Origin of the sequence: Rhodococcus wratislaviensis, from assembly GCF_900455735.1 — a bacterium.
Taxonomy (GTDB): domain Bacteria; phylum Actinomycetota; class Actinomycetes; order Mycobacteriales; family Mycobacteriaceae; genus Rhodococcus_F; species Rhodococcus_F wratislaviensis.
This window is the reverse complement of sequence record NZ_UAUI01000027.1, coordinates 207,452-224,756: the sequence shown is the minus strand read 5'-3', so window position 1 is coordinate 224,756 and position 17,305 is coordinate 207,452. Positions and strand designations below refer to the sequence as shown.

The 17,305-nt window shown below is 69.4% G+C and carries 1 protein-coding gene (only partly in view); it reads right to left on the bottom strand.

Annotated features, from left to right (window positions below; translation table 11 throughout):
- Window positions 1-6 precede the first annotated feature (6 nt).
- Window positions 7-17,305 carry the 3' portion of a non-ribosomal peptide synthase/polyketide synthase gene (locus DTA22_RS32820; protein ID WP_245973315.1) on the bottom strand. Its footprint extends 16,427 nt past the window's final position, so only the last 17,299 of its 33,726 coding nucleotides appear in the window; its start codon lies beyond the right edge, outside the window — the gene reads right to left on this strand; it ends in the stop codon at window positions 7-9.

The window sequence follows — 17,305 nt, the reverse complement described above, 5'->3', positions numbered from 1 at the left end:
CGGAGATCAGCGCCCGGATCGCTCCTCGGCCTGAGCCACGAGCGCGGTGAGTGCGGCCACCCAGAACTCCCCGAACCGGTCCACGTCCGGCGTCGAGAGGATGCCGGGCGGGAAGGACATGAACGCCGACAACTGCAGGCCCTCCTCGGTTTCCGAGATCACCGACTGGATGTCGAGGGCGGCCTGGGCGGGCATCGCGCTCTTCTCGAATCCACCCGTGACGGGCGATTCGAAATCGGGCAGCCAGTCGAGTCCGCGCACGGCCTCGGGGACCTCGGCCGCGCTGACGCGTCCGATGTAGTTGAACACGATCTGCGGTTCCGGCCAGTTCCTCATGACCGCCGACGTGTCGGGGTTCAGGTACCGGAGCAGCCCGTACCCGATTCCCCGGTCCGGGATCGCGCTCAGCTGATCCCGCACCGCGTGCACGACGTCCGCCGCGCCCGCGCCGCCCCGCAGGGCATCGGCGATGTCGACCCCGGCGAGATCGAGACGCGCCGGGTACATCGTGGTGAACCAGCCGACCGTCCGCGACAGATCCGCACCCGGCACCGTGGACTCTTCACGTCCGTGGCCCTCGAGGGTGACCACCGTCGACGAAGCGTCGACTCCGCGGTCGCGCCGCCATGCGGCCACCGCCAACGCGAGGGCAGCCGCGAGGACGTCGCCGATCTCACCGTCGAGCGCGCCCGGCGTGCCCCCCAGCAGTGCCTCGGTGACCGGTGCGGGGACATCCACCCGGGTCCGTTCCAGCGTGCTGATCAGATCGGTTTCCAGGTCCAGCTCACGCGATCCGAGCAACGGATCCGGGCCGGTGAGCATGTGTTCCCACACCTCGAGTTCGGCCACCCGCTCCGGCCTCGCCGCCGCCTCCAGCAGACCGTCGGTCCAGCGCCGCAGCGACGTTCCGACCGGCTCGAGTGACGGCGCCGTTCCGCCGGCGATCTGGGCGCCTGCGGTCGCGAAGTCCGGCACCAGGATCCGCCACGACACGGAGTCGATGACGAGGTGGTGCGGCAACACGAGGAGCCGTCCGCGCCGATCCGCCTCGGCGGGATCGAACCAGACGAACTGGAGCATCGACCCGGTGCGCGGATCGAGACGATCCAGCGCCGCGTCGAAGGCGGCACTCGCCACGGCATCGAACTCCGGCGAACCGGGTTCGTCGCCTGCCGCGATCTCCACCCGCTGCACGGTGCCGTCGATGTCGACGCTGCCCGCGGGTGCGATCTCGAGCGCGTCCTCCACGCCGGACGTGACGAGGGTCGACCGCAGCACGTCGTGCTTGTCGACGACGGCGGTGATCGTCGCGATCACCTGCTCGCGTCCGATCCCGGCGGGCAGTGTCAGCAGCAACGGCATGACGAACCGGTCGAAGTCGCCGCCGCGCTCGACCATCTTGCGGGCGACCGGGGTGAGCGGCACCGTTCCGACGCCACCACCCTCGTACTCCTGCAGCACGGCCGCCGCGGACTCGCCCGAGTCGGCCACCGCGGCCAGTTCGGCAACGGTGCGCCGCTCGAACACATCTCGCGCGGTGAAGTGGATACCGGCCGCACGTGCCCGCGCCACCAACTGGATGGACACGATGCTGTCGCCGCCGAGCTCGAAGAACGAATCGTCGATTCCGACGCTCTCCCGGCCGAGCAGTTCGCCGAACACGGTCGCGAGTGCACGTTCGGTGTCGGTGCCAGGCGCCCGGAAATCTGCCGCCGACGCGAAGTCCGGCACCGGCAGCGCGCGCCGGTCGAGCTTGCCGCTGGTACCCAGCGGAAGTTCGGCGAGCACCATCACGGAGTCCGGAATCATGTATTCGGGCAGCAATTCCGCGACAAATCCGTTCAGCGCCGCCGAGTCGAGAGTCGCATCCTGTTTCGGCACGACGTAGGCGACGAGCCGCGCACCCACCTCGCTGTTGTGGACGATGACGGCGGCCTGCGCCACGTCGCGGTACCGGACGAACGCCTCCTCGATCTCGCCGAGCTCGATACGCAGTCCGCGCACCTTCACCTGGAAGTCGGTGCGGCCCACGAACTCGAGGACGCCGTTCTCGTTCCACCGGACGAGGTCGCCGGTGCGGTACATCCGCGCACCCGAATCGCCGAACGGGTTCGCGACGAACCGTTCCGCACTCAGCGCCGAACTGTTGACGTATCCGCGAGCGAGTTGCGCACCGTCGAGGTACAGCTCACCGGGAACACCGACCGGCGCCGGGTTCAGATGAGCGTCGAGCACGTAGGCCCGCGTGTTCCAGGCCGGCGAACCGATCGGCGCGATCGGCGCCGTGCCCGACGGCTCCACCACGTGGGCTGTCGAGTTGATGGTCACCTCGGTCGGGCCATACAGGTTCACCAATTCCGCGGAACCGAGACCGGCGACCCGCTCCGCTGCCGACTGCGGCAGCGGCTCACCGCCCGCGAAGACCAGGCGCAGCGAACCGCACCGGTCGGCCGTCGCGGCGTCGAGGAACATGGTCAGCACGGACGGGACGAACTGGATCACCGTCACCGCTTCCGTGCCCACGGTCGCTGCCATGTACTCGGGGTCGCGGTGACCGTCCGGCGACGCGATCACGAGGGTGCCACCGACCACCAACGGCAGGAACAGCTCCCACACCGAGGCGTCGAACGTGAACGGTGTCTTCTGCAGCACCACGTCCTGCGCGCCGATGCCGTAGACGTCCCGCATCCACGCCAGCTGGTTGGCGAGCGCCGAGTGCGGGATCGCCACGCCCTTCGGACGTCCCGTCGAACCCGACGTGTACAGCGCGTAGGCCAGGTTGTCCGGGCGCAACCCGGCGAGCCGCTCGGAATCCTCGACCGGGCCGTCCGCGTACTCGGACACGTCGAAGTCCTCGACCAGATACACCGGCACGTCCACGTCGAGATTCGCGATGTCGTCGGCCAGGCTCAGCACACACGTCGGCATGGCACTGTCCACCACGTACGAGGTGCGGTCCGCAGGATGCTCCGGGTCGATCGGCACGTACGCCCCGCCCGCCGCGTGGACGGCGTAGAGGCTGATCACCATGTCGAGCGAGCGTCGCATCGCGATGCCCACCACCGAGTCCGGCCCCACACCCATCGACATCAGGTGCCGCGCCAAACGATTCACCCGCGCATCGAACTCGGCGTAGGTGAGGCGCACATGGTCCGCCACCACAGCCGTTCGATCCGGCGTGCGTGCGACCTGGGCGCCGAACATCGACACCACGGATTCGTCGGCGACGTCGTGCGCCGAGTCGTTCCACCCGGACAGGACGAGTTCGCGTTCGTCGCCGGTCAGCAGATCGAGGTCGCCCACCAGCGTGGAACTGCCGGCCGCGATGGTCTGCAGAATCCGGTTCAGTCGGGATCCGAGCCGCTCGACGGTGTCGGCGCCGAATACGTCCGGGAGGTACTTCAGGACCAGCTGCAGCTCGCTGTCCGACTGGGCCAGCAGGCTCAGCGGGTAGTGCGAGGCATCGCTGATCTGTACCCCGGCGACCCGGAGCCCGTCGATGTCGCTGTCCTCGGTGAGACCTGCGCGGTCCACCGGGTACGACTCGAACACCGTCAACGTGTCGAACAGCCCACCGATTCCGGCGATCTGCTGGATCTCCGGAAGACCGATGTGGTGGTGGTCGAACAACGTCGACTGTTCCGCCTGCAGCCGCTCGAGCAGTCCGAGGAGCGACTCACGGGGATCGATACGCACCCGAATCGGGATGGTGTTGATGAACAGGCCCACCATCGACTCGATGCCCGCGACCTCCGGCGGGCGACCCGACACGGTGGCGCCGAAGACGACGTCGTCCGAGGCCGTCATCCGGGCCAGCAGCAGACCCCACGCAGCCTGGACGATCGTGTTCATCGTCAGGCCACGGTCCCGGGCGATGCGCGCCAGGTTCTCGCTCACCACCTCACCGAGGTGCAGCGCGAACTCGGCCGGCTCGGGGCGGTCCTCGCTGGTCGGTGCCGGGGCCAGGACGGTCGGACCGTCCAGTCCCGCCAGTGCGTGCGCCCAGGCGCTCCGTGATGCGTCGGTGTCGCGTTCGGACAGCCAGCCGAGGAAGTCGCGGTAGCCACGCACACGCGGCAGCACCGAACCGTCTCCGCGGGTCGCGTACAGCACCAGCAGATCCTTCATCAGCAACGGCATCGACCATCCGTCGAGCAGGATGTGGTGGTTGCTGATGGAGAACCGGTAGCTGTTCTCGCCCGTGCGGATCAGCAGGAACCGCATCAGGGGCGGACGGCTCATGTCGAACCGCGCCGAACGATGTCCGCTCAGAACGGAACTCATCCGCTCCTCACGTTCGGCCCCGGACAGCCCGGAGAGGTCGAGCTCTTCCCACGGCAGTGCGACGCGGTCGACGACCACCTGGACCGCGGTCCCCGAATCGTCGGGGACGAAGGCCGTGCGCAGGTTCGCGTGACGTGCGATCAACGCCTCCGCCGCACCGCGGAGCCGACGGACGTCGACCGTGCCCTGGAAGTCCAGGACCACCTGAGCGGTGTAGACGTCCACCGCGTCCTCGGCGAGAACGGAATGGAAGAACATTCCGGACTGCAGCGGGGCGAGCGGCCACACGTCGGTGGCGTCGGGGTAGCGCCGCTCGAGCGCCTCGAGGTCGTCCTGCGTCACGGACACCAGCGGAACGTCGGACGGCGTGAGACCGCCGCCGTTCGGCCCGGAGGCGTGCTCGGCCAGCGCGGTCGCCGCGGCGTGCCACAGTTCGGCGAGCTCCCACACGTCCGCCTCGTCGAGAATCTCGGTGGCGAACGCGATCTTGGCTTCGATCTGGGGACCGGACGCCGTCTCCGACGTCACCGCGTTGATGCTGAGCACCGCCGGTGCCACCATCTCGTCGTCCATGGCACCACCGAACTCACCCGAATCGCTGTCGGGGATCCAGCCGAGATCCCGGATCTCGGCGGGCAGTTCCACCGAGCCCGCGCGACCGAGGTAGTTGAACCCGATCTGCGGAGTCGGCAGCGAGGCCAGAGTCGGAGCGGTCTCCTCGTTCAGGTAGCGAAGCAACCCGTAGCCGATGCCCTTGTCGGGCACGGCAAGCAACTGTTCCTTGACAGCCTTCAGTGCCGCGCCCGTCGACGCCCCGCCGTCGAACGCGTCGGCGAGATCGGCGCGGGAGACGTCCAAGCGCACCGGGTACAGGCTGGTGAACCAGCCCACCGTCCGGGACAGGTCGGCACCGGGCACGGTCGCCTCTTCCCTGCCGTGTCCCTCGAGGTTGATCAGCACCGAGCGATCCTCGGTCCCGTTGCGGAGTCCACGCCAGCGCGCGACCGCGAGTGCGAGAGCCGCGAGCAGGCCGTCGTTGACACCGCCGTTCACGGACTGCGGGATCGTGGTGAGCAGCGCCTGCGTCACCTGCGTCGAGAACGTCATGCTCAGGCGGTCGGTCCGGGCGATCACGTCGCGTGCGGGATCGAACGCACGCTGTCCGATCAGCGGATCGGTGCCCGCGAGCATCCCGCGCCAGAAGTCGAGTTCCGCCACGCGGTGCGGCGACTTCGCCTCCGCGACCAGTCCGTGTGCCCAGGCCCGGACCGAGGAGCCGACCGCTTCGAGCTGCGCCGGCTGTCCCGCCGTGATCTGTGAACCCGCGGTCGCGAAGTCCGGCAACAGCACTCGCCAAGACACCCCGTCGACGACGAGGTGGTGCGCGAGCACCAGCAGGCGGCCGCTCTGCCCCGGCAACGACGCCGCGGGAGCGAACCACACGAACTGCGTCATCCGGCCCGACGCCGGATCCAGCCGTTCCGCCGCACGGTCGAGAGCCGCGCGTGCCAGCCGCTCGAATCCGTCCGTTCCCGGCTTGTCGGTGAACTCGATCTGCTCGATCAGATCCGCCGCACCGAATGCCTCTTCGGTGGAGAGAACCTCGAACGCCCAGTCGTCCCCGGTCCGGGTGAGCCGGGACCGCAGGATGTCGTGGCGGTCCAGGATCGCATCCACCGTGGCCACGAGCTGATCCCGCGTGACCGCGGGCGGGGTGGTCAGCAGAACCGCCTGGGAGAACTTCTCGAAGGTCCCCGCCGTCTCCACCAGCCAGTGCGCGATGGGTGTCAGCGGAATCGATCCGACGCCGCCGCCCGGCAGCTCCTCGAGTTTGACCGACTCGACGTCGGTGGCCCAGGCGGCCACGTCGGCCAGCGCCGAGACGGTCTTGCGCTCGAAGACGTCCCGCGCCGTGAACAGCACCCCGGCGTTCTTCGCGCGGGTCGTCAGCTGGATGGACACGATGCTGTCGCCGCCGAGGGCGAAGAACGAGTCGTCGACGCTGACGCGGTCCACACCGAGTACCTGCGCGAAGACGTCGGCGATGGCCTTCTCCATCGGCGTCGACGGCGCGCAGTACTCGCCGGCCGCCGACACGAACTGCGGCTCGGGAAGCGCCTTGCGATCGAGCTTCCCGGCGGGCGTCAGCGGCACCGAGTCGATCGCCATGATCGACGACGGCACCATGTACCCGGGCAGGGTCTCGGACACGAACGCCGACAGTTCCGCGACGTCGATCGACGCGCTCGGAGCCGGCATCACATACGACACCAGCACGGTCTGACCGGTCTGCTCGCGGTGGTGGCCCAGTGTGACCGCGAAGTCCACGCTCGGGTGGCTGCCGAGTTCGGCGTCGATCTCGCCGAGTTCGATGCGGAACCCGCGGACCTTCACCTGGAAGTCGGACCGGCCGACGTAGTCGAGGACGAGGTCGCCGGTCTCCCCGTCGGGCACCCAGCGGACGACGTCGCCGGTGCGGTAGAGCCGCTCACCGGGACCGCCGAACGGGTTGGCGACGAATCGCTCCGCCGTCAGGGCGAACCGGTTGTGATAGCCGCGTGCCACGCTCGGGCCCGCCACGTACAGCTCACCCGCGACCCCCACCGGGACGGGCGTGAGCCGGGAGTCGAGCACGACCACGTCGACGCCCCGGGTGGGACCACCGATGGTGACGGGCTGATCCGCCTTCATCGGGTTGCTCGACGTGCTCCAGATCGTCGCCTCGGACGGGCCGTACAGGTTGAACATGCGCCGGCCCGGTGCCCACTTCTGCATGAGTTCCGGCGGGCACGCCTCGCCGGCCACCGACAGCACCTCGATGCCGTTCAACCCGGCCGGGTCGACCGTGGTGAGAGCCGCGGGCGTGATGAACGCGTGTGTGACCTTCTGCTTCTTCAGCAACCGGGCGAGTTCGTCGCCGCCGTACACGACGCCGGACGCGATGACCATCGTCGACGCGGCGGCCACGGCGTGCAGCAACTCGAAGACGGATGCGTCGAAGCTCGGCGAGGCGAAGTGCAGCACCCGCGACTGCGGGGTGAGCCGGAGCCGCTCGACCTGCTCGGTCGTGACGTTCGCCAGCCCGGTGTGGGTGACGACGACGCCCTTGGGCAGACCCGTCGAGCCCGACGTGTAGATGACATAGGCCGCGTCGTCGACCCGGGTCGGGCGGATGCGATCGGCGTCCGTGACGGCCTCGGACGACACGGACGCGCAGTCGCCGTCCATCTCGTCCTCACCGAGCACCAGCCACCGCACGGTGTCGGGCAGCTCGCCGACGTGGGCGCCGGTGGTGAGACCGACCTCCACACGGGAGTCCGTGACCATGTGCAGGATCCGGTCGAACGGGTAGCTCGGGTCGACGGGGACGAAGGCCGCGCCGGTCTTCGCGACCGCCCAGATCGAGAGGATGGATTCGACGGAACGCGTCAGCGCCAGCGCGACGAAGTCGTCGGCCCCGATGCCCCTGCCGATCAGGACGCGGGCGAGACGGTTCGAGCGCTCGTCGAGCTCACGGTAGGTGACCTGCTCGTCGCCGCACACGACGGCGACGGCGTCGGGATCCACCGCGGCGGCGGTGGCGAGGATGCTCGACAGGAGCTCGGGTGCGGCGCTGTCGGCGCCGCGCACGGGTGCCAGCACCTCGTGCTCGTTCTCGCTCAGGACGTCGATGTCCCCGATCAGCACCGAGGCGTCGGCGGTGACCGCCTCGAGGATGCGCTGGAATCGGAACGCGAACGCCGCGATCGTGCGTTCGTCGAACAGATCCGTCGCGTAGGTGAAGACGCCCCGCATCGGCGCGTCCCCGTCCGCATCGGCTGCGTCGGCGAGCGTGAGCTGCAGATCGAACTTCGCGGCACTGATCCCACCGTCGAGCCCCTCGACCGTCAGGCCGGGCAGTTCCAGGTGCGCCTGCTCGATGTTCTGGAACGCGAGAGCCACCTGGAAGAGCGGCGAGAATGCCGTCGAGCGTTCCGGCTGGAGGATCTCGACCAGCCGCTCGAACGGCACGTCGGTGTGCGTGAACGCACCGAGGTCGTGCTGACGGACCTGCGCGAGGAGGTCGGAGAACGTCGCGTCGACGTCGACCTGGGCGCGCAGCACCAGCGTGTTGACGAACATGCCCACGAGGTCGTCGAGCGCGGCCTCGCCACGACCCTCGATCGCGGTACCCACCGCGATGTCGTCCGTGGCGCTCAGCCGAGCGAGCAGCACCGACAGTGCCGCGTGCGCGACCATGAACAGCGACGCATTGTGCTCGCGCGCCAGCGCCCCGAGCCGGTCGCGCAGTTCCGCGTCGATCTCGAAGTCGAAGTTCGCGCCGCGCATCGACTGCGCGGGCGGACGCGGCCGGTCCGTCGGCAACGGCAGCACGTCCGGCAGACCGCTGAGCGTGGTCCGCCAGTAGTCGATCTGCTTGGCCGCCAGCGAATCCGACGCGTTCTCGTCGCCGAGCAACTCGTGCTGCCAGAGCGAGAAGTCCGCGTACTGGACGTCGAGCGGTGCCCACGCAGGTTCGGAACCGGCGGCGCGGGCGCTGTAGGCGATCACCACGTCGCGCGCCAGCGGTGCCGTCGAGGCGCCGTCGGACGAGATGTGGTGCACGACGATGACCAGCACGTGCTGCTCGGCATCGATCCGCAGGAGACGCGCGCGGACCGGGACGGCCTGCGCGACGTCGAAACCGGCGGTGACGAGAGAGACCACACGCTCACGCAGCGCGTTCTCGTCGGCGACGTTCTCCACGTCCAGAGACGTGAAACTCCGGGCCCGCGACAACACGACCTGGCCCGGACCGTCGCCGGTGTCGGGGTACGTCGTGCGCAGCGTCTCGTGGCGTTCGACGACGTCGCCGAGTGCCTGTTCGAGCGCCGAGACGTCGAGGTGGCCCGTCAACTTGATCGCCAGCGGAATGTTGTACGCCGCCGACGCCGTGTCGAACTGGTTGATGAACCACATGCGGGACTGTGCCGGGGACAGCGGAATCCGGGCGGGACGCGGTTGCGGCACCAGCGCCGGGCGGCTCGCGCCCGCCGAATCGGACTGCTCGGCGCGAGCCGACAGCGCGATCACCGTCGGAGCCTCGAACAGTTCACGCACACCGATCGACGTGTCGAGCGCGGCGTTGATGCGGGCGACCACCCGCGTCGCGACGAGCGAGTTGCCGCCGAGGTCGAAGAAGCTCGTGTCCGCGCTGACCCGCTCGTGACCGAGCACGTCCGCGAAGACACCCGCGACGATCTCCTCGACGGGGGTACGCGGGGCCCGGTAATGGTCCGCGGCGCCGCCGAACTCGGGTTCGGGGAGCGCCTTGCGGTCGAGCTTGCCGTTGATGTTCAGCGGCAATGCGTCGAGGGTGATCAGCGCGGACGGCACCATGTAGCCCGGCACCGACCGGCCGGCGAACGCGAGCACGTCGGCGTCGTCGACGGAGTCGCCCTGCTCCGGCACCACGTAGCCGACGAGCCGGTCCCCGGTGTGACGGTCGTGGTGGACCACGACGACTCCCTGCGCCACCGACGGATGCGCCACGAGCGCCCGCTCGATCTCGCCGAGCTCGATCCGGAAACCGCGGACCTTGACCTGGAAGTCGCTCCGGCCGACGTAGTCGAGGTTGCCGTCCCGGTTCCATCGCACCAGGTCACCGGTGCGGTACATCCGCTGCCCGGCCGCGCCGAACGGGTTGGCGACGAACCGTTCCGCGGTGAGGTCGTGGCGGCCGAAGTACCCGCGCGCCAACTGCTCGCCCGCGAGATAGAGCTCACCTGTGACGCCGGCGGGAACAGGGTGCAGACGCGAATCGAGAACGTAGGTCTGCGTATTCCATTCGGGCCTGCCGATCGGGACCGCACCGTCGCGCTCGTCGCCGCACCGGTAGTGGGTGACGCTGACAGCGGCCTCGGTGGGGCCGTACAGGTTGAAGATCTCCGCGTCGGAGACGTCGCGGAACCGGAGCATCGTGTCGGCGGGCAGTGCCTCACCGATGCAGAGCACACGTGTCAACGACACCAACTGTGCCGGCTCCGCCACCGCGACGAACGCCGACAGCAGCGAAGGCACGAAGTGCACCGTCGAAACCTGCTGCTCCGCAACGAGTGCGGCCAGGTACGACGGGTCGCGGTGTCCGTCCGGTGTGGCGACGACCAGACGTGCGCCCGCGGTCAGCGCCCACCAGAACTCCCACACCGACAGGTCGAACGTCGCCGCCGTCTTGAGCAGCACCGAGTCCTCCGCGGTGAGCGGGTATTCCGACTGCTTCCAGCGCAACTGGTTCGCGATCGCACGGTGCGCGATCGCCACACCCTTCGGGCGACCGGTCGAGCCGGACGTGTAGATCACGTACGCGGCGTTCTCCGGCCGCAGCGGTGCGATCCGCTCCGAGTCGGTCAGCGGAGACGCGTCGATTCCGCCCAGATCCAGTTCGTCGAGGAGGAGGTGGTCGACTCCGCCCGGCAGTCCCCCGGCGACGGCGCGGGTCGTCAGGACGCAGACGGGTTGCGCACTCTCCAGGACGTACGCGGTGCGGTCGGCCGGATGGTCCGGGTCGATCGGCAGGTACGCGCCGCCGGCCGCGGCGACCGCGTACATTCCGACCAGCAGTTCCACCGAACGCGGAATCGCCAGGCCGACCACGGTTTCCGGGCCGACCCCGCGGCCGACGAGGTGCCGGGCCAACCGGTTGACCCTCGTCGAGAAATCGGCGTACGTCAACGACTCGCCCTCGAACACGAGAGCGGTGACGTCCGGGTTCTCCGCGGCGGCGGACGCGAACATGTCCGCGAGCGTCGTCTCCGGCAACACCCGCTCGGTGTCGTTCCATCCGGACACCACGAGCGCGCGCTCGTCGCTGCCTGCGAGCGGCAGGTCACCGACCGCGGTCCCGGGCGAATCCACCGCAGCAGCCAGGACGCGGCGGAACATGTCCGCGAAACGCTTCACGGTGACGGCGTCGAACAGGTCGGTGGCGAACGTGAACACGCCCGACATCTGCTCCCCCTCGGGGCTGTCGCCCAGGATCAGATGCAGGTCGAACTGCGCGGTGTCGCCCTCGACCTCGAGCGGTGTGACGGTGAGGTCGGGCAGTTCCAGCTCGGCCTTCGTGGTGTTCTGGAACGAGTAGCCCACCTGGAAGATCGGATGGTGGGCCATCGAGCGTGCCGGGTTCAGGACCTCGACCAGGCGCTCGAACGGGACGTCGGCGTGCGAGAACGCCTCGAGGTCGGCCTCCCGGGCACGATCGAGGATCTCGTCGAACGTCTGCTGCCCGTCGACCTGCACCCGCAGCGCGAGGGTGTTGACGAACATGCCGACGACGTCGTCGAGTTCGCGCTCACCGCGGCCTGCGATCGGGGTGCCCACCGAGATGTCCTCGGTGCCGGACAGGCGGCTGAGCAGCACCGCGAACGCGGCGTGCACGGCCATGAACACGCTGGCGTTGTGCCTGCGGGCCAGTGCTGCCAGACCGCGGTGCACCTCGGCGTCGATGGTGAAGTCGATCCGCGACCCGCGCAGGGACTGCACGGGCGGTCGCGGCCGGTCCACCGGCAGCTCGAGCAGGTCGGGCACGCCGGCCAGCGTCTTCTTCCAGAAGGCCAGCTGGGCGGCGATCAGGCTGTCCGGGTCGTCCTCGCTGCCGAGGAGTTCACGCTGCCAGATCGCGTAGTCCGCGTACTGCACCGGGAGCGGAGCGAAGCCGGGTTCCCGGCCTGCCGCCCGCGACGCGTACGCCACCATGACGTCGCGCACGAACGGCGCCGTGGATTCGCCGTCGGTGGACACGTGGTGCACGACGAGTGCCAGCACGTAGTCCTGCGGGCCGACCTCGAACAGTCGCGTCCGGATCGGCGGGAGGTCGGCGGTGACGTCGAATCCGGCGGTGACCATCTCCACCAACTGCTCGCGCAGCTCGTCGTCCGACACCGCGGCGGGCGTCAGGTCCAGCCGGACCTGGTCGGCGGGAAGGATCACCTGATGCGGGCCGTCCGGCGAGTCCGGGTAGATCGTGCGCAGCGACTCGTGACGCTCCAGCACGTCGAACACGGCGGCCTGCAGCGCGTCCACGTCCAGCGCACCGGTCAACCGGACCGCGAGCGGAATGTTGTAGGCGGGCGAGTCCGGGTCGAAGCGGTTGATGAACCACATCCGGGACTGCGCCAGCGACAACGGGACGAAGGCAGACCTCTCCCGCGGCGCGAGGACGGGCCGCGGTCGGACGTTCTCGTCCGGGGTGCCGATGCGGGCGGCCAGGCCCGCGACCGTCGGCGCCTCGAACAGTTCCCGCACTCCGATGCGGCGACCGAAGACCTGTCCGGCCCGCGACACGACACGGGTGGCGCTCAGCGAGTTTCCGCCGAGGTCGAAGAAGCTGTCGTCGACGCTGACCTGCTCGAGCCCGAGCACGTCGGCGAAGATGCCTGCGATCGTCTCTTCCCCGGGTGTCGTCGGGGCACGGAATTCCGCACCCGCGGTGACGAATTCGGGCTCGGGCAGCCGCGCGCGATCCAGCTTGCCGATGCCGGTCAGCGGGATCTCGTCGAGGAGGATCACGACGGACGGCACCATGTACGGCGGAAGCGTCTCGCCGACAACCGACTTCAGCGATTCCGCATCGACGGTCGCACCGTCGGCGGGCAGGACGTACGACACGAGGGTCGTCAGCCCGGCCGGATTCTCGCGACCCACGGTGACGGCGAACTCGACTTCCGGCTGTGCGGCCAGGGCGGCGTCGATCTCACCGAGTTCGACGCGGAACCCGCGGACCTTCACCTGGAAGTCGGACCGGCCGACGTACTCCACCCGATGCCCGTCCGCCCAGCGCACGACGTCGCCGGTGCGGTACATGCGCGCGCCGGGTTCGCCGAACGGGTTGGCCACGAACCGCTCCGCCGTGACCGACGGACGGTTGTGGTAGCCACGGGTCACCGACGGACCGCAGATGTAGAGCTCCCCGGGAACTCCCTCCGGCACCGGACGCAACCGCGAATCGAGGATGAGGGATTCGACGCCACGCAGCGGCGAACCGATCGTCACACGCTCACCCGCCACCATCGGTTCGGTGATGGTGACGATGACCGTGGTCTCGGTGGGACCGTACGCGTTGCGCATCTCGCGGCCGGGAGCCCACCGTGCCACGAGTTCCGGTGTGCAGGTGTCGCCACCGACCACGACGGACGTGACGGAGTCGAGCCCGTCCGGGTCGACGGTCATCAGCGCGGTCGGCGTCATGACCACGTTGTTGACCCGTTCGCGGCGGATCAGCTCGGCGAGTTCGTCGCCGCCGTAGACGTCCGCGGGCGAGATCACCAGGGTGGCGCCCGCGCTGAACGCGGCGAGCATCTCCCCGACCGACGTGTCGAAGCTCGGCGACGCGACGTGCAGGAATCGGGAGTTCGGCGACACGACGTAATGCTCGCGCACCTCGCGGGTGAGGTTCGCCAGACCGCGGTGGGTGACCACCACGCCCTTCGGCTTACCCGTCGAACCCGAGGTGTAGATGAGATACGCCGGGTGGTCGACCGTCAGCGCGCGCCGCAGATCCGCGTCTTCCACCGCGCCCGCAGCGCGGGCACCGATCTCCTCGGCCGCCGCCGAATCGTCGAGGACGATCCACGGCACCGTGCCGGGAAGGTCGTCGTGATGGCGGGCGACCGTCAGTCCGAGGACCGCCGCCGAATCGGACAGCATCTCGCCGATCCGCTCGAATGGAAGCTTCGGGTCGACGGGCAGGTACGCGCCGCCGGCCTTGGCGATCGACCAGATTCCGAGGATGGATTCGACGGAACGCGTGATCGCCAGTGCGACATAGTTCTCCGGTCCCACGCCACGATCGATCAGGACGCGCGCCAGCTGATTCGACCGCTCGTCGAGTTCCCGGTACGTGACCTCGCGTCCCTCGAAGGACACCGCGACCGATTCCGGCGAGATCTCGACACCCGAACGCAGCAGCTCGGGCAGTGTGCGCGGCTCGATCGACTGCGGTCCGCGGACCGGGGCGATCGCGGCCTTCTCCGCGGCGTCGAGGATCTCGATGTCGCCGAGGACCACGTCGCGGTCGGCCGACACGGCATGGAGGATCCGGCCGAACCGGTCCGCGAACCTCAGGACGGTCTGCTCGTCGAAGATGTCGGTCGAGTAGTTGAACGTCGCGGCGATACCTGCGGCGGCGCCGTCGACGTAGCGCTCGCCGACGCTGAGCTGGAGGTCGAATTTGGCGACCTCGAGCGGGGCGTCGAGTGCGGAGATCTCGAGACCCGGGAACTCCATCCGGACCGACTCGTTGTTGTCGAACGACAACGCCACCTGGAACAGCGGCTGGTGCGCCGTCGACCGCGGGACGTCGAGTACCTCGACGAGACGCTCGAACGGAACGTCGCTGTGGCTGAACGCATTCAGATCGGTAGCGCGCACCTGGGCCAGCAGGTCGGCGAAGGTGTCGTCGGGGCGCACCGACGCGCGGAGCACGAGGGTGTTGACGAACATGCCGACGAGCCTGTCGAGTTCCTGCTCGCCGCGGCCGGCGACCGGCGTGCCGATGGCGACGTCCGTCTGCGACGACAACCGCTCGAGCAGGACGGCGAGCGCCGCGTGCACGACCATGAAGAGGGTCGAGTTCGTTTCTCGGGCGATCGCGAGCAGCCCGCGGTGGGTCTGCGCGTCGATCGTGAACCGTGCCGACGCACCGCGCAGCGACTGCACGGGCGGCCGGGGCCGGTCGGTCGGCAACTCGAGCACCTCGGGGAGCCCGCCGAGCGCCTGCTGCCAGTAGCCGAGCTGGCGGGCGACCAGCGATTCGGGGTCGGACTCGTCACCGAGCGACACACGCTGCCACAGCGCGTAATCGGCGTACTGGACGGGCAGCGGTTCCCAGCCGGGAGCACTGCCGGCGGCACGCGCCGCGTAGGCGGTCATGATGTCGGTGAACAGGGGCGCCAGCGACGCACCGTCGGCCGAGATGTGGTGCACGACCATCATCAGGATGTGGTCGGTGGGGTTCACCTCGAAGCAGGCGACCCGCACCGGCACCGTCTCGGTGACGTCGAATCCGGTGGCGCCGAGTTCACGCATCCGCGCGTACAGGTCCTGCTCGTCCGAGACCGGGGTCGGGGTCAGATCGGACACCACGTCGGCTGGGGTCAGCACGACCTGGTGCGCGTCCTCGTCGCCGACCGGGAATACCGTCCGCAGCGACTCGTGCCGCTCCACGACGTCCGCCCACGCCGCATTCAGCGCCGCCGGGTCGATCGAGCCGGTCAGCCGCACCGCCAGCGGCAGGTTGTACGCCGGGGAGGACGGATCGAACTGGTTGACGAACCACATCCGCTGCTGCGCCAGCGACAGCGGGATGCGGTCGGGCCGCGGACGGGCGACGAGCGCGGGACGCTGTTCGCCGGTACTCGCGGTCGCCTCGAGCAGCTCCGCGAGTTCCGCGACGGTCGGGTGCTCGAAGCACTCCCGAACCGACAGCCTCCCGCCGAGCGCGGCGGTGAGCCTGGCGGTGAGCCTCGTTGCGCTGATGGAGTTTCCGCCGAGGTCGAAGAACGAGTCGGCGGCACCGACGCGTTCGACGCCGAGCACCTCGCCGAACACCCCGGCGACGATCTCCTCGACCGGGGTGCGGGGTGCGACGTATTCGGCCTCAGACTTGACGAAGTCGGGTTCGGGAAGTGCACCCCGGTCCAATTTGCCGGTGGCGCCGAGCGGGAAACTGTCCAAGACGAGGATCCGGGCGGGCACCATGTACGCGGGCAGCGTCTCCGCTGCCGCGTCCAGCACCGACGCGGTATCGATCGCCACATCGGCCACCGGGATCACGTAGCCCACCAGGTTCTCGCCGGTGGTCTCGCTGCGGTGCACGACGACCACGGCCTGCGCCACCGACGGGTGCGCCAGAAGCGCGGACTCGACCTCGCCGAGCTCGAGCCGCTGTCCGCGGAGCTTGACCTGGAAGTCGCGGCGCCCGATGTACTCCACGATGCCGTCGGCGCGCTTGCGGACGATGTCGCCGGTGCGGTACATCCGCTGCCCGGCCGTGCCGAACGGGTTCGCCACGAACCGGTCCGACGTCAGGTCGCTGCGGCCGACGTAGCCGCGGGCCAGCTGGATGCCGGCCAGGTACAGCTCGCCGTGCACGCCCGCGGGCACCGGACGCAGCCGGGAGTCGAGGACGTACAGCTGGGTGTTCCACACGGGTGCGCCGATCGGCACCGTCGTGCGGTCCGCTTCGGTGCACTCCCAGTAGGTGACGTCGACCGCGGCCTCCGTCGGGCCGTACAGGTTGTGCAGCGCTGCGGAAGAAAAGTCCCGGAACGCGGCCGCGGAGGCAGGCGGAAGGGCTTCGCCACTGCAGAACACCTGACGCAGCGAACCGCACAGCGGGGCGTCCGCACCTGCGGTGAACACCGCCAGCATGGACGGCACGAAGTGCATCGTGGTCACGCTGTGCTCGGCGATGACCTCGGAGAGGTACGCCGGGTCGCGGTGCCCGTCCGGGATCGCGACGACGAGCTTGGCTCCGACCTCGAGCGGCCAGAACAGTTCCCACACGGACACGTCGAACGTGACGGGAGTCTTCTGCAGGACGACGTCCGTGGAATCCATCGGGTAGGTGTCCTGCATCCACAGCAACCGGTTGACGATCGCCCGGTGACTGACGGCGACGCCCTTCGGCTTACCGGTCGATCCGGACGTGTAGATCACGTAGGCGGTCGAATCCGGACGGACCGGTGCCCCGCGCTCGTCATCGGTGATCGGACCGTCGGGGTGACCGGAGAGGTCGACGGTGTCCACCTCGATCCGCGGCGCGTCCGTCTCGGCGTCCCGATCGGCCGACGAGGTCAGCACGCAGACCGGGGAGGCGCTCTCGATCACGTACGCGGTGCGCGCCGCCGGATGATCCGGGTCGAGCGGCACGTAGGCGGCGCCCGTCTTCTCGATCGCGTAGATCGCGATCATCATCTCGAGGGAGCGGCGCAGCGCGACCGCGACCTTGGACTCCGGGCCGACACCCCGTGCGAGCAGTTCC